This window comes from Streptomyces siamensis, from assembly GCF_039543605.1.
GTDB classification, from domain to species: Bacteria; Actinomycetota; Actinomycetes; order Streptomycetales; family Streptomycetaceae; genus Streptomyces; species Streptomyces siamensis.
In genome coordinates, this window is record NZ_BAABKB010000005.1 from 200,205 (window position 1) to 219,047 (window position 18,843).

The window sequence follows — 18,843 nt, forward strand, 5'->3', positions numbered from 1 at the left end:
CCGCACGGCCCGTGGCGGCACGGCCGATCGTCCATGATGAGCGGATGCTCAGGTTCATGCCCGTCGGCGACTCCATGACGATCGGTAGCGCGGGCGAACACACATGGCGGTACCGAATGTGGCGGCATCTGCGCGCGACGTACGGGGGCCCCTTCCAGATCGTCGGTCCGCGCGAGACGCTCTACGACAAGGCGACGGGCTCCCCCGACTCGTACGAGTACGCGGACCCGGAGTTCCCCCGCGCCCACCTGGCGGGCTGGGGCGAGGGCTGGCAGCACATGGCCCCCGTGATCCGCGAGGCGGTCCGTGCGCACCGGGTCGACGTGCTGCTGGTGTCGCTGGGCCTGATCGACCTCGGCTTCTACACGAACGCGGCGCAGACGGCCGCCAACGCCCGCGCCTTCGTCGCCGAGGCCCGCGCCGCCAACCCCCGCATACGCATGGCCCTGCTCCCGGTCATCCCGAACGTCCGCGCCGAGTCCGACGCCCCCTTCGCCGCCGACGTCGCCGCCTTCAACGAGCTCCTCGCCAAGGCCGTCGCCGACCTCGACGAGCCCCGCTCGCCGCTCCTGCTGGCCTCGCCGCCCGCCTCGTACGACATCCACCTCGACACCTACGACGGCACGCACCCGAACGCGAGCGGCGAGCACAAGATCGCCGAGGCCTTCGCGGAGGCCATGCACCAGGCCTGGGACCTGGGCTCCCCCTACCTGGCGGAATCCGCCTGACCGATTCCGGGCGCATCCCGGTCACCGTGCGTATCGTTGAACCGCGCGGCTGCGCTCGACCGGGGCACGACCGGGGAAGCTCGACCGGGGCACGACCGGGGAAGAGCGCCACGATGACCGTCCTCGAAGACAGGATCGCGATGGCCGACGACAACGGCGAGCTGACGCTGGACGCCCTGTTCGGGTCGCTCGAGCGGACCACCCCCGAGGGATACAAGGTCGACATCGTCGAGGGGACCGTCTTCATGTCGCCGCAGCGGGACACCCACTGGGAGATCATCCTGGACATCGTCGAGCAGCTGCGCACCAAGTACCCGCGCAGGCACGTGAAGTCCGACGTGCGCATCGACTACCCGGGCCACCTCAACGGGTTCGCCACCGACGTGACCCTCGTGTCGGAAGCGGCCGCGAAGGACTCCAAAGGCCTGTGGAGCTGCCGGGACGTCGAGTTCGTGGCGGAGGTCATCTCCAAAGGGACGGCGGCCAACTACTACGGCCCCAAGAAGACGGCGTAAGCGGACGCCGAGGTGCCCGTCTACCTGGTCGCCGACCCCTACCAGGGCAAGTGCCATCTCTTCACCCGGCCCAAGGCCGGCGACTACCTCACCGAGACCACCGTCGTCTTCGGCGGGGACGTCGACATGACGAACACCCTCGTCGGCCTGGTCCTGAAGACCGGCGAGTTCCCCCGCGACTAGGGCCTGTCGCCGGGCCGCCCTTGCCTAGAGCGCACTCCACGCCGTTGGCTGGGCAGTCATGAAGTACACGCAGCTCGGACGCACGGGACTCAAGGTCAGCCGCCTCGTCCTCGGCACCATGAACTTCGGTCCGCAGACCGACGAGACCGCCAGCCACGCCATCATGGACGCGGCACTGGACGCGGGGATCAACTACTTCGACACGGCGAACGTGTACGGCTGGGGCGAGAACAAGGGCCGTACCGAGGAGATCATCGGAAACTGGTTCGCCCGCGGTGGCGACCGCCGCGACAAGGTCGTCCTCGCCACCAAGGTGTACGGGAACATGGCCGCCGACGGCGAGGTGTGGCCCAACCACGACAAGCTTTCCGCGCTGAACATCCGGCGCGCGGTCGACGCCAGCCTCAAGCGCCTGCAGACCGACTACATCGACGTCTACCAGTTCCACCACATCGACCGCTCCACTCCCTTCGAGGAGATCTGGCAGGCGATCGACGTGCTGGTCCAGCAGGGCAAGATCCTCTACGCCGGGTCCAGCAACTTCCCCGGATACAAGATCGCCCAGGCCAACGAGACCGCCGCCCGGCGCGGCGGCACGATCGGCCTCGTCAGTGAGCAGTGCCTCTACAACCTGGCCGAGCGGCGCGCCGAGATGGAGGTCATCCCGGCCGCGCAGGAGTACGGGCTCGGGGTCATCCCCTGGTCGCCGCTGCACGGCGGCCTGCTGGGCGGTGTGATCAAGAAGGAGGTCGAGGGCGGCCGCCGGGCGAGCGGCCGGTCCGCCGACGCCCTCGCCAACACCAGCGTGCGCGCCCAGATCCAGGCGTACGAGGATCTGCTCGACAAGCACGGCCTGGAGCCCGGCGAGGCGGCGCTGGCGTGGCTGCTGACCCGGCCCGGCGTCACGGGCCCCATCGTCGGCCCGCGCACCGCACAGCAGCTGGAGTCGGCGCTGCGCGCCGTCGAGCTGGAACTGTCGGAGGAGGTTCTCGCCTCGCTCGACGAGATCTTCCCCGGTCCGGGGCCTTCCCCGGAGGCGTTCGCCTGGTAGCCCGCGAGGGCACGGCGGCGCGCGGCGGCGGTCGGCTACCTGACCGCCGCCGACAGCGCCACCACGACGAACATCAGCACGAGCACACCGGCCATGATCCGGTTACGGGTCTTCGGGTCCACGCATTCGAGGTTAACCGGCCTCGTCCCCGGCCCCGTCGCCCACCCCCAGCGGCCAGCTCGCCACCGTCTCGTAACGGGGCTGCTCACCCGGCACTCCGGACTTCGGCAGATTGCTGCGGACGAGACACAGCTCACCCACGGTCCACTCCCGCCCGGCGAAGCCGTCCAGGGCGGTGACGTACGGCGCGAAGCGCGCGGAGGTGCGGCTGCGGGCCACCGTCAGGTGCGGGTGGTAGGGGCGGTGCTCGTCCATGGGGATGCCCGCCCTGCGCGCCGCCGCCTCCGACCGGTCGGCCAGCAGCCGCATGGTGCGCAGGTCGCCGGCCACGCCCACCCACAGGGCTCGCCCGCCGAAGTGGCCGCCGCCGCGCAGGGACAGGGCGAAGGGGTCGGTGCGGCGGGCCCCCCGGGCCAGCCGTTCCGACAGGTCGGGGACGGTCTCCTCGGCCACCTCGCCGTAGAACGCGAGGGTGAAGTGCCAGCCGGGCCGGCCCGTCCAGCGCAGGGCGTCCGCCCCGGCCATCCGCTCCAACTCGTCCACTTCGACGGCGAGTTCACGGATCACGGGCTCCGGAGGCAGTACCGCCGCGAAAAGTCTCATGCCGTCACCCTCCCAGGGAACGGATCATCGGGCGACCCTCCCCGGAAGGGCGACGGAGGCGGCGTCAGGCCGCCGTGGCCAGTTGTTCCTCGCGCTGCTCCGTGCGCTCCTTCGGCACGAAGCGGACCCGGGGGTGGCCGTGGTGCCAGCCGAGGGCGAGGCGCAGGCCGCCGATCCGGGCCAGGATCAGCCCGATCGTGGTGGCGGCCACCACCGACACCAGGCCGCCGAGGGCGAAGCCGACGCGCGGGCCGTAGGCGTCGGTGACCCAGCCGACCAGCGGCGCGCCCAGCGGTGAGCCGCCCATGAAGACCATCATGAACAGCGCCATGACCCGGCCGCGCATGGCGGGGTCGGTGGCCATCTGGACCGAGGTGTTCGCGGTGACGTTCACGGTGAGGCCGAAGATGCCGATCGGCACCATGAGGAGCGCGAAGAGCCACAGGGACGGCGCCGTCGCCGCGACCACCTCCAGGGCGCCGAAGCCGATGGCCGCCGCGATCAGGACGCGCAGCCGGGCCGTGCCGCGGCGGGCGGCGAGCAGCGCACCGGCCAGCGAACCGATCGCCATCAGCGTGTTGAACAGGCTGTACGCGCCGGCGCCCGCGTGGAAGACGTCGTCCGCGTAGGCCGAGAGCCACACCGGGAAGTTGAAGCCGAAGGTGCCGATGAAGCCGACGAGGACGATCGGCCAGATCAGCTCGGGGCGGCCGGCGACATAGTTCAGCCCCTCACGGAGCTGGCCCTTGCCGCGCGGCGCCCGCTCGACCATGTGCAGTTCTCGGGCCCGCATCAGCAGCAGGCCGACGATGGGCGCCACGAACGACAGGCCGTTGAAGAGGAACGCCCAGCCCGTGCCGACCCCGGTGATCAGCACGCCCGCGACGGCAGGGCCGACCAGACGGGCCGACTGGAAGTTCGCCGAGTTCAGGCTGACCGCGTTCTGGAGCTGGCCCGGGCCGACCATCTCGGACACGAAGGACTGCCGGGCGGGGTTGTCGACGACCGTGGCGAGACCGACGGCGAAGGCCGCGAGGTAGACGTGCCAGACCTGGACGTGACCGGAGAGGGTCAGGAAGGCGAGCGCGAGGCCGGTGAGGCCCATGGCGGTCTGGGTGGCGAGAAGCGTCGGACGCTTGGGCAGCCGGTCGACGAGGACACCGCCGTACAGCCCGAACAGCAGCATCGGCAGGAACTGCAGGGCGGTCGTGATGCCGACCGCGGCGGACGAGCCGGTCAGGCTGAGCACCAGCCAGTCCTGGGCGATGCGCTGCATCCAGGTGCCGGTGTTGGAGACGACCTGGCCCAGGAAGAAGAGCCGGTAGTTGCGGATCCTCAGCGAGCTGAACATGGAGGAACGGGAGGATCCGGAGGGGCGCCGGGCGCCGGACGGGCGCTGCTCGACGGGCGTGCCCTGCGGGCCGGCCGGTTTCCGCGCGGCGGCCGGGTCCAAGGGACCGGACGCGTCGCTGCGGGGGGTGGACGGGGAGTCGTGGGTGGCTGGTGCGGGGGCGGAGTCTGCTCCGGATCCCGTACTCAAAAGGGCTCGCCTCCTCGGCATTCGTGGACGTCGGCGTCACGGGAGGGCGTCGGCGGTCTCTCGGGAGCGGCCCTCCGGAAGGAGGGCCGCGGATGGTCACAGGTGTGCGAGCTTTTCCAGCACGGGGGCGGCCTCGCGGAGCTTGGCCCACTCGTCCTCGTCGAGGGACTCGACCAGCCCGGCCAGGAACGCGTTCCGTTTGCGGCGGCTCTCTTCGAGCATCGTCTCCGCCTTGTCGGTCTGCGTCACGACCTTCTGGCGCCGGTCCTCGGGGTGCGGCTCCAGCCTGACCAGCCCCTTCGCTTCGAGCAGCGCGACGATGCGGGTCATCGAGGGCGGCTGCACATGCTCCTTGCGGGCGAGCTCGCCGGGCGTGGCGGTGCCACAGCGGGCGAGGGTGCCGAGCACCGACATCTCGGTGGGGCTCAGCGACTCGTCGACCCGCTGGTGCTTGAGTCGACGCGACAGGCGCATCACTGCGGAGCGCAAGGCGTTCACGGCGGCTTCGTCGTCGCCATGGGTGAGGTCAGGCATGTTCTTTAGCGTAACTCATTACTCTCGCTAAGGACCACCGGGGTGCCCGTGAACCGCGCCACTGAATCACGACATCACTCATATGAGTGAGCCCGCTGCGGAAAGTGACCCATCGCCCGCCCGGCTGCCGCGACCCTCGACTGCATGGGGACCAGCGTGCTCAGCCTGCGGATAGACGGGGAGCTGCTCAACCGGCTCCGGCATCACGCCGCCAAACGCGGAATGAGCGTCCAGGACTATGTCGTCCGGACGCTCATTCGCGATGACTTCGACGAGCGGTTCCAGACCGCGGTCGAGGAGACGGAGAAGTTCTACGGGGTCACATGAGCCCCCGCACGGCGGTACGCGACCCGGCGGGCCCCGTACATCGGACGCCTACGTCAGGCCCAGCGCCGGCATCAGGTAGTAGAAGGCGAAGACCGCCGACACCACGTACATCGCGACCGGGACCTCGCGGCCGCGGCCCGCGGCCAGGCGCAGCACCACGAAGGTGATGAAGCCCATCCCGATGCCGTTGGTGATCGAGTAGGTGAACGGCATCATCAGCATCGTCACGAAGGCCGGGATGGCGATCGTGTAGTCCGCCCAGTCGATCTCCTTGACCGAGCCGGACATGATCAGGAAGCCGACCGCGAGGAGCGCGGGCGTGGCGGCCTGGGACGGGACCATCGTGGCGACGGGCGTCAGGAACAGGGCCACGGCGAACAGCGCGCCCGTGACGACGTTCGCGAAGCCGGTGCGCGCACCCTCGCCGACGCCCGCCGTGGACTCCACGAAGCAGGTGGTGGCCGAGGAGGAGGTGGCACCGCCCGCGGCGACCGCGATGCCGTCGACGAAGAGAACCTTGTTGATGCCGGGCATGTTGCCCTGCGCGTCGGTCAGCTTGGCCTCGTCACTGATGCCCATGATCGTGCCCATCGCGTCGAAGAAGCACGACAGCAGGACCGTGAAGACGAAGAGCACGCCGGTCAGCACGCCGACCTTCTCGAAGCCGCCGAACAGGCTGACCTTGCCGACCAGGCCGAAGTCCGGGGTGGCGAGCGGGTTGCCCGGCCACTTCGGGGTGGTCAGACCCCAGGACGGGATCGTCGCGACGGAGTTGATGATCACCGCGACGACCGTCATCGCGACGATCGAGATCAGGATCGCGCCCGGCACCTTGCGCACGATCAGCGCGAGGGTGAGCAGCGTGCCGAGGATGAAGACCAGGACGGGCCAGCCGTTGAGGTGACCGTCGGCGCCGAGCTGGAGCGGGACCGTGGTCTGGGCGGCGTCCGGGATACGGGAGACGAAGCCGGAGTCGACCAGACCGATCAGCATGATGAACAGGCCGATGCCGATCGCGATGCCCTTGCGCAGCCCCAGCGGCACGGCGTTCATGACGCGCTCGCGCAGGCCGGTGGCGACCAGCAGCATCACCACGAAGCCGGCCAGCACCACCATGCCCATGGCGTCGGGCCACGACATCCGGGGGGCGAGCTGGAGGGCGACGACGGTGTTCACGCCGAGCCCGGCCGCCAGCGCGATCGGGACGTTGCCGATGACGCCCATGAGGAGCGTCGTGAAGGCCGCCGTGAGGGCCGTGGCGGTGACCAGCTGGCCGTTGTCCAGGTGGTTCCCGTACATGTCCTTCGCGCTGCCCAGGATGATCGGGTTCAGCACGATGATGTAGGCCATCGCGAAGAAGGTGGCGAAACCGCCGCGGATCTCGCGCGGGATGCTGGAGCCCCGCTCGGAGATCTTGAAGTAGCGGTCCAGGGCACCCTGCGCGGGGCGGGGCTCCGGCTGCTCCGGGGTGGGGGCCTTGGTGACGGCCGAGGTGGACATGCGTGACCTCATGAGTGCGGGGGCCTTGGTGGCCTTACGGGCGCCGGGCGATCGGGGGTCCCGCGCTCGGACGGGCCGAGAGCTGGGTAGGCGCCGGGCTGGGAACGTGATCGAGTCCGGCCCTCCAGTGATCACCAGCAGTTTCTTCGAAGCTTCTGTTGGTGTTTCATACGAAGAGAAAGAGCCAGACTCAGACCGTTTCAGTATGAACATATGAGTCCGAAATCGCTATCTCCGCGCGTAGACCGTTGCCGCGCAAGGCCACGCCCGGGCTCCGGCACCGCCCGCGGCACGGCCTCGTAAGCTGTGCACATGGCGAAGTGGACCCCCAAGCACGAGGCGCCGGAGCCCCTGGAGGGCCCCGTCGTCGCCACCATCACCGGCGGCACGATCCTCTGGTTCGTCCTCTTCCTGGTGCAGCTGCCCTTCTACGGCTGGTTCGAGGACCACGGACACCTCTGGTGGCTGTGGACCTGCCTGGCCGGCGCGGGACTCGGGCTCATCGGCATCTGGTACGTCCGTAAGCGCGACGCCGCGATCAAGCGGGACGCCGCCGGCCGGGACGCCTCCGCCGCGGCGACCGGAACACCCGGCGCCACCGCCGCGGAGTGACGGCGGCCTCCCCCACGCCGGGCCTCCGCCCGCATCCACACCTACACCCACGGCATCACACGCCCGCTTCCCCGTCCTCCCCTGGTCGGATCTTTGGGGCGCTCAGCGGGTGAAGCCGTATATCCGCACGTACCGTCGAATGCATGACGCACATCGACGCGGGCGCCGAACTCGACCCCGTTCACCCCGTGCCCATACCCGTCTCCAGGCGGGCGGACGGGCTGTCCGCCGCCGAAGTGGCCGAGCGGGTCGCCCGCGGCGAGGTCAACGACGTCCCCGTGCGCAGCAGCCGCTCCCTCAGGGAGATCGTCCGCGCCAACGTCTTCACCCGGTTCAACGCGATCATCGGTGCGCTCTGGCTGATCATGCTCGTCGTGGCGCCCTTCCAGGACAGCCTGTTCGGGTACGTGATCATCGCCAACACCGGGATCGGCATCATCCAGGAGTGGCGGGCCAAGAAGACCCTCGACTCGCTCGCCGTGATCGGCGAGGTGAAACCCACCGTCCGCAGGGACGGGGTGGCCGCCGAGGTCAGCACGTCGGAGATCGTGCTCGGGGATCTGATCGAGATCGGGCCGGGCGACAAGATCGTCGTCGACGGCTCCTGCGCCGAGGCCGACGGCCTGGAGATCGACGAGTCGCTGCTCACCGGTGAGGCCGACCCCGTGGTCAAGCACCCGGGCGACGAGGTGATGTCGGGCAGCTTCGTCGTCGCGGGCGGCGGCGCCTTCACCGCCACGAAGGTGGGCCGGGAGGCCTACGCGGCCCAGCTCGCCGAAGAGGCGTCACGCTTCACCCTCGTCCACTCCGAACTGCGCAGCGGCATCTCCACGATCCTGAAGTACGTGACGTGGATGATGATCCCGACCGCGATCGGCCTCGTCATCAGCCAGCTCGTCGTCAAGCAGCACGGCTTCAAGGACTCCGTCGCGCGGACCGTCGGCGGCATCGTCCCGATGGTCCCCGAGGGCCTGGTCCTGCTCACCTCCGTCGCCTTCGCCATCGGTGTGATCCGGCTCGGCCGGAAACAGTGCCTCGTGCAGGAGCTTCCGGCGATCGAGGGCCTCGCCCGCATCGACACCGTCTGCCTCGACAAGACGGGCACCCTCACCGAGGGCGGCATGGACGTCACCGAGCTGCGGACCCTCCAGGACGCCGACGAGGCGTACGCACGCAAGGCACTCGGCGCGCTCGGCGAATCGGACCCCCGGCCGAACGCCTCCCTCCAGGCGGTCATCGCCGCCTACCCGGACAGCGAGGAGTGGCGCTGCACCGAGTCGCTGCCCTTCTCCTCGGCCCGCAAGTACAGCGGCGCCTCCTTCAGCGAGGGCAACGGCGAGTCCAGCACCTGGCTCCTCGGCGCCCCCGACGTCCTGCTGCCCGACGGGGACCCGGCGCTCGACGAGACGGAGCGGCTCAACGAGGCGGGGCTGCGGGTGCTGCTGCTCGCCCGCGCCACCAAGGACCTCGACGATCCGCAGGTCGCGGCCGGCGCCCGGGCCACCGCCCTGGTCGTCCTGGAGCAGCGGCTGCGCCCGGACGCGGCGGACACCCTGCGCTACTTCTCCGAGCAGGACGTCAGGGCCAAGGTCATCTCCGGCGACAACGCGGTGTCGGTGGGCGCGGTGGCCGGAAAGCTCGGCCTGACCGGTTCGGTCGTGGACGCACGCCACCTCCCCGACGAGAAGGAGGAGATGGCGAAGTCGCTGGAGAAGGGCACGGTGTTCGGGCGGGTCACCCCGCAGCAGAAGCGGGACATGGTGGGCGCCCTCCAGTCGCGCGGGCACACGGTCGCGATGACGGGCGACGGCGTGAACGACGTCCTCGCGCTCAAGGACGCCGACATCGGCGTGTCGATGGGCTCGGGCTCGGAGGCGACCCGGGCCGTCGCCCAGATCGTCCTCCTCAACAACAGCTTCTCCACGCTGCCCTCGGTGGTCGGCGAGGGCCGCCGGGTCATCGGCAACATCACCAGGGTGGCGACCCTCTTCCTCGTGAAGACGGTCTACTCGGTCCTGCTGGCCGTGCTGGTGGTGTGCTGGCAGGTCGAGTACCCGTTCCTGCCCCGCCACCTGACCCTGCTGTCGACGCTGACCATCGGCGTCCCGGCGTTCTTCCTCGCCCTCGCCCCCAACAAGGAGCGGGCCAGGCCCAACTTCGTGCGGCGGGTGATGCGGTACTCGATCCCGGGCGGCACGGTCGCCGCGGTGGCCACCTTCGTCACCTATCTGCTGGCCCGCCACCACTACACGGGCGACGGCTCGCTGGACGCGGAGACCAGCGCCGCGACGCTGACGCTCTTCCTGATCTCGATGTGGGTCCTCGCGATCATCGCCCGGCCCTACACCTGGTGGCGGATCTGCCTCGTCGCCGCGATGGGCGGGGCGTTCCTGCTGGTGCTCGTGGTACCGGGGCTGCAGCACTTCTTCGCGCTGAAACTGGTCGGCGCCACGATGCCGTGGCTCGCGGTGGGCATCTCGGTGGTGGCGGCGGCCGTCCTGGAATTCCTGTGGAAGTGGGTCGACCGCCGCTTCCCCGCGTGATCCGGGTGCGTGTCCCGCGGGCCGGCTACTGCACGTCGACGCCGTCACCCGTGGCGTTGACGGCGGGGGTCGTGGTGGTGCCCGCGAAGCTGTAGCGGTAGTAGCCGTCGACCGTGGCCGTCGTGGTCGTCTTCAGGTTGCCCGTGCTGTCGGTCCTGACCGTCTTGAGCGTGGTGTACGTGCTGCTGTTCTTCTTGCGGAACTGGAGCTGCACCGGCTGGTTCGTGTAGCCGGCGTACTTGCTGGTCTCCCAGTTGGCGCGGGACAGCTTGCCCGTGACCGTGACGGTCCTGCCCTTCTTCACCGGCTCCGGCGAGGCGTTCACGGTCAGCTGCGAGGCCCGCTGGACCTTGAAGCTGCCCGCCTTCTCCTTCCAGATGAAGTTGGAGTCGTCGCCCTTGGCGTCCACCCACGCGTCGACGTACCAGGTGCCCGCCTGGTCGTTGAGGACGTCGAACATCCGCGGGTCCACGGTGAAGCTGCCGGAGCAGGTCGACGTGGTGGCGTCTGGCGGCGCTCCCCACGGCGCCGCCGGGACGTCACGATCCGGACGTACGGTGTCCCCGCGCCTCGTGACGGGACGCGGGGACACCGGACGAGCGACTACTGGACGTCGACGTAGTCACCCGTGGCCTTGACGGCCGGGGTGGTCGAGGTGCCCGCGAAGCTGTAGCGGTAGTAACCGTCGACGGAGGCCGTCGTGGTCGTCTTCAGGTTGCCCGTGCTGTCCGTCTTGATGGTCTTGACGGTGGTGTAGGTGTCGCTGCCCTTCTTGCGGAACTGCAGCTGCACGGACTGGCCGGTGTAGCCGTGGTAGAGGTTGTCCTCCCAGTTGGCGCGGGACAGCTTGCCCGTGACCGTGATGGTCTTGCCCTTCTTCACCGGCTCCGGCGAGGCGTTGACCGTCAGCTTGGAGTAGCGCTGGACGTTCGGGGAGGTGAAGCCGCCCTGGTCGGCGATGCCGACGTTGTCCCAGTTGATGTCGTCACTGGTCCAGTCCTCGCCGTTGTAGGCGATGGCCAGCGCCGCGGCGTGCCAGCTGCCGGCGTCCGAGTTGAGCAGCTCGCCCTCGGCCGGGTAGATGTCGATGTCGCCCTTGCAGGTGGCGACGGTCGACGAGGTGGCGGTGCAGGTCGCCGGGTCGTCGCCGAACAGCATGTTGTCCGGCGTGTCGAACGAGCCCTTGTAGATGTAGGGGCCGGTCAGGAAGTCGACGGCGTCGATGTCGACGTCGGCAGCGTGGGTCATGGTGTAGGTGACCGGGACGGTGACGTGGTTGCTGATGCCGACGGCGATCGCCTTGCCGCCGTTCACCTTGACGTTGGAGAAGGTGGCGTCGAGGGCGTACGGCGTGCCGGTGTCGGCAGCGGCGGAGGTGCTGAACGCGGCCTTGCCGTCCGCGCGGGCGGCTTCCTGCGCCTTGGTGACACCCGCGCGGTAGGAGGGCGCGGAGTCGGCGGCGTGGGCGCCCGGGACGGCGAAGGCGGTGAGGGCCAGGGCGCCGGAGACGGCGGCCACGGTGGCTCGTATGCGCATGCGTTCCCCAAGTGGAGAAAGGGGCCCCGACGGCTTTCGTTCCGTACGGCTCGTCTTCACACGGGGCCCAAGTGATCGTGGAGTCTGTTGACTCGAAGATCAGATCTGCGACCGCGGCGAAAGGTTGTACGGCAGATGAAGACTTTGTGCGCGTATTACCAACGCGGTGGCGACGTACGGGGAAACGCCACTCGGCGCTTCCCCGTCCCGGCCGTGCCGGCTCAGTCGAACCAGCGGTCCCGCGCGAGCTCTTCGGTGCGCGAGGGGTCCTCCAGCAGGGCCGCAACCTCGAAGCGGCGCGGCCACTGACCGGCCGCCCAGGCCAGCCCGGCCGCCACGCCCTCCAGGGTGGAGGCGTGCAGCACCCCGTCCCGTGTCCGCCGCCAGTCGAGCTCGACACCGTCGACGACGAGTTCCTCGTGCTCGACGTACGAGGTGGGCACCGACGGCCCCAGCAGGACCCGCACGGACTCCGGCACCTCGTGCTCGGCGCCCTCGGACGTCACCTCGCCCGTCACCGACTCGCTGAGCCGCCGCACCTGGAACAGCTCGGCGAGATCGGCGGCCCGCGACGGCCGTACCGGCAGCAGCGGGACACCGCCCGTGAAGGGCAGCAGATCGGGCGAGTCGACGACCACGGCGTCGGCCGCGTCCACGACCCGCACCTCTCCGTCCACGACGGCCCGCAACTCGTCCGGCAGCGTCACCTGTTCGGGGTCGAGATCCGCCAGCGCGCCGTACAGGGCGTGCAGCTGGGAGCCGGAGACCTCGCGGTCCGGATCGGCGAGCCGGTCGAGCAGCTCCGCGGCGCCGCCGGGTTCGTCGAGGAGGGCGGCCACCGAGGTACGGACGCCCAGCGCCCGCAGCACCTGTTCGTCGTCGAATCCGGTGGCGTCGGCCTCGTCGTACAGGCCGTGCAGCAGCGGATCGCCGCCGGCGGCCCGCAGTCCGGCCGGGCGCCGTCCGTCCAGGACGGGGTGCCCGCGCAGCCACCACGCGGTGTAGGGCCGGACGATCTCGTGCGTCCCGTCGGGCAGCAGGATGCGCACCGGCTGCGTCAGCGCGTCCCGCAGCGGCGGCTGCGAGAGCAGGGCCAGTGCCTGCGGCCACCGCTCGTCGTCCACCAGGTCCAGGTCCCGCACGGCGACGATCTCCGTGGCCACCGGCGGCACGGGCGTGTCGGGCAGCCGGTCGAGGACGTCCTCGCACCACACGTCGACGGCGTCGAGCAGCCCCGCGTCGTCGGGCTCGGCGAAGTCCCCGTCGCGCGGCTCCAGTTCGTCCGGGTCGAGGACGACGTCGGTGGCCCGCACGAGCGCGAAGTCGGCCAGCACGCCACAGGCCGCCAGCGGCTGCTCGCCCCAGCGCTCCGCCAACTCCGCGTCCACGAAGCCGACTTCCCCCTCACGCATGACCTGCGCGAACGGGCTGCCGGGCAGCACCAGCTCACCGGCGGGCGCCGGCTCCCCCTCGTCGTCCGGAAGGGCGAGCGCACCCAGCCAGGGCTCGTCACCCGGTTCCAGACCGGCGTCGCGGACCAGCGCGAGGACGGTGTCCGCCAGCTCCTCCGCGTCCGGAGCGTCCTCGTCCCACGCCACGCCCTCGTCGTCAAGCGAGGCGGCGACGGCGGCCCGCACCTGCGGGGTCGTGAGCACGGCACGCGGCGTCGCCGGGAGCGCGCCCAGCTTCTCCAGCAGCGGATGGGCGGCATCCGGATGGGCGACCTTCAGGCCGAGCCGGGCGAGGGCGTCCGGAGCGGCGGACCCCGTGCCGTCGGGCGTGGGCAGCAGGATCTGCCGGGGTCCGATCGTCGTCCGGCCGTCGGCGAGCGGCACCGGCAGCCCGGAGAGCCGGTCCGGGTCCACGCCCGCGAGGCTGTCGTACAGCCGGTGCCACCACGCCGGGTCCTTCTCCAGGCCCGCCAACCGGTCCACCGCCTCCGTCAGCGGCACCCGGGCGACGCCCAGGGTCCGCAGCTCCACCCGGCGTTCGAGCCCGGCGGGAAGCAGACTGGGCAGCACCTCGGCGAGCACCCGGACCGTCTCCGCGCCCGCTCCCTCGACCACCTCGGCGTCCCGGGGCCGCAGCGCGGCCGGATTCTCCGCCGCCGCGCCCTCCGGCCAGTCGGCCGGAACCTCGGGTGCCTGGTCGAGCGGGGCGGCCGGCGGCAGGAACGCGGTGCGCGGCAGCCGGTCCAGGATCGCCTGGCGCAACGCCCCGTCCAGTTCGCCCTTGCCCAGCGGGCCGGGCACCAGATCGATGATCCCGGTGTCCACCGGCCGCCAGGCCGCCAGCAGCTCCGCGTACGCGTCCGCCGCACGCTGCACCAGGAAGTCGGTCAGCGGGCCCGGAGCCGCGTGGCGCCGGGTCGTGTCCAGGGGGAGCGAGGCGATCAGCAGCGCCGGAACCCCCAGCGGCTCGTCGCTGGGCGTGGGCGCGTGCACGACCGGGCTGGTGCGGGGGCGGGCCGGCGAACCGTCGCCGTCGACCGGCACCGCCCAGGTCACCGACCAGTGCGGGCGCAGTCGCTCCTCGACCGGGCGGTCGGCGAGCAGCGACGCCTCCAGCGGGCCCTGGCGGGAGACGGTGCGGTAGCGGCTGGTGCCGTCCCGGGAGTCCTCGACCACGACACCGTCGCCCTCGGCGCGGCGCCGCAGGGTGCGGACCTCCTCGGCGCCGGCCTCGACGACCACCTCCTCCAGGCCCGGCAGGGCCAGCAGCAGGGCGTCGTCGACGTTCTTCAGCAGCCGCTCGGCCAGGGCCTCGGCCGCCGGGTCACGCAGCGGCAGGATCACGACCGTGTCGTACGGGTCCGGAGCGGTGCCCTCCGCCGCGAACGGGAGGCGCAGCAGGGGCACATGGCCGTCCCGGCGGCGGATCTCGTCGCCCAGTCCGGGGCTGTGCCGGGCCGTGTCGCCGGCCAGTTCCCGGGCCTCCGCGAGGGCCCAGCGGACACCGCCGTGCCGGCCGACCACGGCGGGCTCGTCGGTCACCGCGAGGACGGCCGCGAAGCCGACGCCGAACCGGCCGACCGCCGTGTCGGGCGCGTCCCGCTTCGCGGACGCGCGCAGCGTCGACAGCGACTCGACACCCGCCGCGTCGAGAGGAGCACCCGTGTTGGCCGCGACGAGCACGCCGTCGCGGAGGGTCAGCCGCAGCCGGCCGGGTACGCCCGCCCGGGCCGCCGCGTCCGCCGCGTTCTGCGCGAGCTCCACCACGAGCCGGTCGCGGTAACCGCCGAGGACCAGGTCCTCCTCCGCGTTGGCGTCCTCCCGGAACCGGGCCGGGCTCGTCGCCCAGGCGTCCAGTACGCCCCGTCGCAGGCGCGCCGTCCCGAACGGGTCCGCGCCCTCGGCTGCAGGCCGCACGAACTTGCTCACGGTTCACTCTCCCTCTCGGCTGGCGCGACCGCGAGTGCTGCGCCGCGCCCGGTCGCGGCACGAAGGTACCGCGCGACGGGGAGGGTCCTGGCCCCGCCGTCCCCTCGTCCCGGGGGCGGCGGCGCCGAGGAGGCCCCCCGGGGTCCGTCGCCCTGCGCGGGCCGGTGGGGGCTGGGCGCGCAGTTCCTCGCGCCCCTGGAGGTGCGTGGCTGAGGCCCCGCGATCCTGCGCGGGCACGTCTTCGCTGGGCCCGCAGTTCCCCGCGCCCCCGGGGTGCGTGGCTGAGGCCCCGCGGTCCTGTGCGGGTGCCCCGTGGCTGAGCGCGCAGTTCCCCGCGCCCCTGGAGGTGCGTGGCTCAGGCCCCGCGATCCTGCGCGCGTGCCCCGTGGCTGAGCGCGCAGTTCCCCGCGCCCCTGGAGGTGCGTCGCTGAGGCCTCGCGGTCCTGCGCGGGTGCGTCGTGGCTCGGCGCGCAGTTCCTCGCGCCCCTGGGCGGGCTCGGGCGGGCCCCGTCAGGGGCGCGGGGAACTGCGCGACCAGCCCCCACCGACCCGCAGCACACCACGAACCGGACCACCCACAGCCCCACCCACGAACCGGCACACTCAGCCGGGCCCCCTCAGGGGCGCGGGGAACTGCGCGACCAGCCCCGACGCACCCGCGGCGCACCACGGACCGGGACCAGGCACAGCCCCACCGCGTACCCGGCCGGGACGGCAACCCGCTAGGAGTGGCCCAGTTCCGCCGCCGACTCGTCCGAGGTGACCGACACCGAACCGGAATCCGGGGCCGGGCGCAGCGGGAACGGCTCGACCTTCGTCTCGTCGATCACCGGAGGCGCCGGCCGCGGAGGCTTCGGCATGACCGCCGCCTCCGAGTGGCCGCCACAGCCGTAGGCGAGGGACACGACCCGCCCGTCCGCCGGCGAGAACTCGTTGGCGCAGACACCGAACGCCTGCCCGAGCGAGCCGCCGATCGGATTGAGGAAGCCGCAGCTCATGCAGGTGGCGGGCGCGGCCTGCGCCATGGGCGTCTTCGGGCCGTACGCCTCTTCCCAGCGGTCCGCCGCCACATGCAGGCCGTAGCGGGACAGCACCCGGGCGCGCCGCATGCCGAGCTCCTCGGCGACCGCGCTGATCGACCCGCGCAGGGGTGCGACCGGCAGCGAGGCCGGCGGCCCGCCGGCGACCTCCGCGTCCTCGGCCTCCACCAGCTCGGCCATCTCCTCGGAGACCGCGGAGTTCGGCGGGGGCTCCTCCTCGCCCGAGAATCCGGGCTCCAGCCGCAGATCGTCGGCGTCCGTGGGCAACAGGTCGCCCGGGCCCATGTCCCCGGGGCGCAGCCGCTCGCTCCACGGCACCCACTCCGGCGCGAGCAACGCGTCGGAGCCGGGCAGGAGCACCGTCTCGTCGAGCGTCACGACCTTGGCGCGGGAGGCGCGGGCCACCGTCGTCGCCCAGCGCCAGCCGCGGTACCCGGGTTCCTTGCACTCGAAGAAGTGCGTGACAACGCGGTCCCCCTCGGAGACCAGCCCCACATGCTCACCGACGACGCCGGGTGCGGCGACCTCCTCGGCGGCGGCGCGGGCGAGGTCGACCGCCTCGGCGCACAGGCGGTCGGGGGTGCGGCTTCGCGTTGTCGCTGCGCTCACAGGTATCGCTTCTCTCCTACGCCGTCTCACGGGTGCGCCATTCCTCGGCGGGAGTGCGGACGGAGCGGACCGAAGGACCGCGTCGACGTCCGCGCCCGATCGCGCTCGGGCGCACCTACACCATCCATTCTGCGGGATGGCCGAGAGGCGCGCGGCCGAGAACTTTCGCCGTGGGCGCGTTACGCACGCTACCTTCTCCCGGCCCCTGGGCCCACACCGGCGGGCGTCTTCGGCGCTCCGCGCCGGGTTCTCGTGCTCGACGGCCGGACCCGGACCCGCCCCGCCGGACGTTCTCGACCGCCGCCACGGGCGGGCCAGGACGGCCGCGGGAGCGGCCCGGCATGGCGCAAAGACGTCCTCCCGTGCCCGTACTCCGGCACCTCCCCCGGCGCACGGGCACGCCGGCCGCCCCCGCCGCCGCACACCGGCGGCCTTTCCCCCCCCACTCGCACGGCCCTCCGGAACGCCACTCCGCGGGCATACGCGCGGTAACCCCGCTACGATCCGCCGACTCGGGGCACTATGACGGAGTGGCAGGCGCAAGGTCGCCCCAGGGAGCCACCGGGGTCGGTGGCACCAAGGGGAGCAGTCGAAGCGGCGGATCGGGCCGGGTGAGCGGCTCCGTCCGTGCGGTCGGGCGTGCCCTGCACCTCCCGGTCACGGGGACGGCGCGCGGCATCCGCAAGGCGACGCACGCACACGGCGCGGGCGAGTCGGGGCTCGGCAAACTGATCGAACTGCACGGGGTGAACGGCGCCGGAGACGTCATGATCACCGTCGCCCTCGCCTCCACGGTGTTCTTCTCCGTCCCGACGGACGAGGCCCGCGGTCGCGTGGCCCTGTATCTGGCGATCACGATGGCGCCGTTCACGCTGCTCGCCCCCGTGATCGGTCCGCTGCTGGACCGGCTGCCGCACGGCCGCCGGGCCGCGATGGCGGGCGCCATGCTCGCGCGGGCCCTGCTCGCGCTGCTGCTGTCCAGCGCGGTCGTGACCGGCGGCATCGAGCTGTACCCGGCCGCGCTCGGGGTGCTGGTCGCGTCGAGGGCGTACGGAGTGGTGCGCAGCGCGGTCGTGCCCCGGCTGCTGCCACCGAAGTTCTCCCTGGTGAAGGCGAACTCCCGGGTCACCCTCGGTGGTCTCCTCGCCACCGGCATCGCCGCGCCGATCGGCGCGGGCCTCCAGGCGCTGGGGCCCCGCTATCCGCTCTACGGCGCCTTCCTGATCTTCGTCGCGGGTACGTTCCTGTCGTTCTCGCTGCCGCCCAAGGTCGACTCGGCCAAGGGCGAGCACAAGGCGCTGCTGGCCGCGGACGCGGACCATCTGCACGGGCCGCACGCGAAGAAGGCGCCGCGCCCCGGACTGCGGACCGTCGGCACGGCCGTGACGCACGCGCTGGCCGCCAACGCGTCGCTGCGCTGTCTCTCCGGCTTCCTGATCTTCTTCCTGGCCTTCCTGCTGCGCGAGCACCCGCTGACCGGTGAGAGCGCGGCCGTCTCGCTCGGGATAGTGGGAGTCTCGGCGGGTGCCGGCAACGCGCTCGGGACCGCGGTCGGAGCCTGGCTGAAACAACGCGCCCCGGAGATCATCATCGTCACGGTCGTCGCGTTCGTGCTGGGCGCCGCGATCACGGCGGCGATCTTCTTCGGCGCCTTCCTGGTGGCGTGCCTCGCCGCGGTCGCCGGGTTCGCGCAGGCACTCGCCAAGCTGTCGCTGGACGCGCTGATCCAGCGGGACGTCCCGGAACTCGTCCGCACCTCGGCCTTCGCCCGCTCCGAGACCCTGCTCCAGATGGCCTGGGTGATCGGTGGCGGGATCGGCATCGCCCTGCCGCTCAACGGCACCCTCGGACTGTCGGTCGCGGCGGCGATCGTCGCCACGGGCTGGCTCACGACGGTGCGGGGCCTGCTGAGCGCGGCGCGCCGCGGCGGGCATGCCGGGCCCAGGGTGGCGTGAGCCGCAGGTCCGGGTGGGGGCCGGGGACGGCACGCCGTACCCCAGGTGGGGAGAGCGGTGCGGGTGC

At 71.9% G+C, this 18,843-nt stretch carries 13 protein-coding genes and 2 pseudogenes; 7 read left to right on the top strand and 8 right to left on the bottom strand.

Features of this window, described 5'->3' with window-relative positions; all coding sequences use genetic code 11:
• The first annotated feature begins 44 nt into the window (after window positions 1-44).
• The 3 genes and pseudogenes from ABEB03_RS12660 (at window position 45) to ABEB03_RS12670 (ending at window position 2,477) form a co-directional block, all read left to right on the top strand.
• A complete protein-coding gene (locus ABEB03_RS12660) occupies window positions 45-728 on the top strand; it encodes a GDSL-type esterase/lipase family protein (protein WP_345646508.1) in 684 nt (227 codons plus the stop codon).
• Between the two features lie 113 nt (window positions 729-841).
• Window positions 842-1,426 (top strand): annotated as a pseudogene (locus ABEB03_RS12665) (Uma2 family endonuclease).
• A gap of 58 nt (window positions 1,427-1,484) precedes the next feature.
• On the top strand, window positions 1,485-2,477 hold the full coding sequence (locus ABEB03_RS12670) for an aldo/keto reductase (RefSeq protein ID WP_345646511.1): 993 nt from the start codon (window positions 1,485-1,487) through the stop codon (window positions 2,475-2,477).
• A 132-nt stretch (window positions 2,478-2,609) separates the two neighbouring features.
• On the opposite strand, the gene thpR is transcribed toward ABEB03_RS12670, so the two are convergent.
• From thpR to ABEB03_RS12685, 3 genes are all read right to left on the bottom strand, one after another.
• On the bottom strand, window positions 2,610-3,200 hold the full coding sequence (gene thpR, locus ABEB03_RS12675) for an RNA 2',3'-cyclic phosphodiesterase (RefSeq protein ID WP_345646514.1): 591 nt from the start codon (window positions 3,198-3,200) through the stop codon (window positions 2,610-2,612).
• 64 nt (window positions 3,201-3,264) lie between these two features.
• Window positions 3,265-4,551, bottom strand: coding sequence for an MFS transporter (locus tag ABEB03_RS12680; RefSeq protein ID WP_345646516.1), 1,287 nt, complete (start codon window positions 4,549-4,551; stop codon window positions 3,265-3,267).
• 285 nt (window positions 4,552-4,836) lie between these two features.
• Window positions 4,837-5,274 carry a MarR family winged helix-turn-helix transcriptional regulator gene (locus ABEB03_RS12685; RefSeq protein WP_095935079.1) on the bottom strand — a complete coding sequence of 146 codons (438 nt, stop codon included), beginning with the start codon at window positions 5,272-5,274 and terminating at the stop codon, window positions 4,837-4,839.
• Between the two features lie 144 nt (window positions 5,275-5,418).
• Between ABEB03_RS12685 and ABEB03_RS12690 the strand changes: the two genes are divergently transcribed.
• Window positions 5,419-5,601, top strand: coding sequence for a hypothetical protein (locus tag ABEB03_RS12690; protein WP_028802841.1), 183 nt, complete (start codon window positions 5,419-5,421; stop codon window positions 5,599-5,601).
• A 48-nt stretch (window positions 5,602-5,649) separates the two neighbouring features.
• Here the strand turns inward: ABEB03_RS12690 and ABEB03_RS12695 are convergent, their stop codons facing one another.
• Window positions 5,650-7,101 (bottom strand): NCS2 family permease, encoded by a 1,452-nt coding sequence (locus ABEB03_RS12695; RefSeq protein WP_345646526.1) that lies wholly within the window; start codon window positions 7,099-7,101, stop codon window positions 5,650-5,652.
• A gap of 312 nt (window positions 7,102-7,413) precedes the next feature.
• Between ABEB03_RS12695 and ABEB03_RS12700 the strand changes: the two genes are divergently transcribed.
• Both ABEB03_RS12700 and ABEB03_RS12705 read left to right on the top strand, forming a co-directional pair.
• Entirely contained in the window at window positions 7,414-7,713 is a 300-nt protein-coding gene (locus ABEB03_RS12700) for a DUF2530 domain-containing protein (protein WP_345646529.1), read from the top strand.
• Between the two features lie 143 nt (window positions 7,714-7,856).
• Complete coding sequence (locus ABEB03_RS12705) at window positions 7,857-10,256, top strand: cation-translocating P-type ATPase (protein WP_345646532.1); 2,400 nt, start codon at window positions 7,857-7,859, stop codon at window positions 10,254-10,256.
• A 25-nt stretch (window positions 10,257-10,281) separates the two neighbouring features.
• Here the strand turns inward: ABEB03_RS12705 and ABEB03_RS12710 are convergent.
• The 4 genes and pseudogenes from ABEB03_RS12710 to ABEB03_RS12725 all read right to left on the bottom strand — a co-directional run.
• Window positions 10,282-10,761, bottom strand: a pseudogene (locus tag ABEB03_RS12710) (calcium-binding protein); the annotation flags it as partial.
• 98 nt (window positions 10,762-10,859) lie between these two features.
• Entirely contained in the window at window positions 10,860-11,792 is a 933-nt protein-coding gene (locus tag ABEB03_RS12715) for a hypothetical protein (RefSeq protein ID WP_345646535.1), read from the bottom strand.
• A 221-nt stretch (window positions 11,793-12,013) separates the two neighbouring features.
• Window positions 12,014-15,172: a sacsin N-terminal ATP-binding-like domain-containing protein gene (locus tag ABEB03_RS12720; RefSeq protein WP_345646538.1), complete on the bottom strand. Its 3,159-nt coding sequence runs from the start codon at window positions 15,170-15,172 to the stop codon at window positions 12,014-12,016.
• 722 nt (window positions 15,173-15,894) lie between these two features.
• Complete coding sequence (locus ABEB03_RS12725) at window positions 15,895-16,821, bottom strand: DUF3027 domain-containing protein (RefSeq protein WP_345646541.1); 927 nt, start codon at window positions 16,819-16,821, stop codon at window positions 15,895-15,897.
• 530 nt (window positions 16,822-17,351) lie between these two features.
• Here ABEB03_RS12725 and ABEB03_RS12730 point away from each other — a divergent pair.
• Entirely contained in the window at window positions 17,352-18,776 is a 1,425-nt protein-coding gene (locus ABEB03_RS12730) for an MFS transporter (RefSeq protein WP_345646543.1), read from the top strand.
• Window positions 18,777-18,843: the final 67 nt, after the last annotated feature.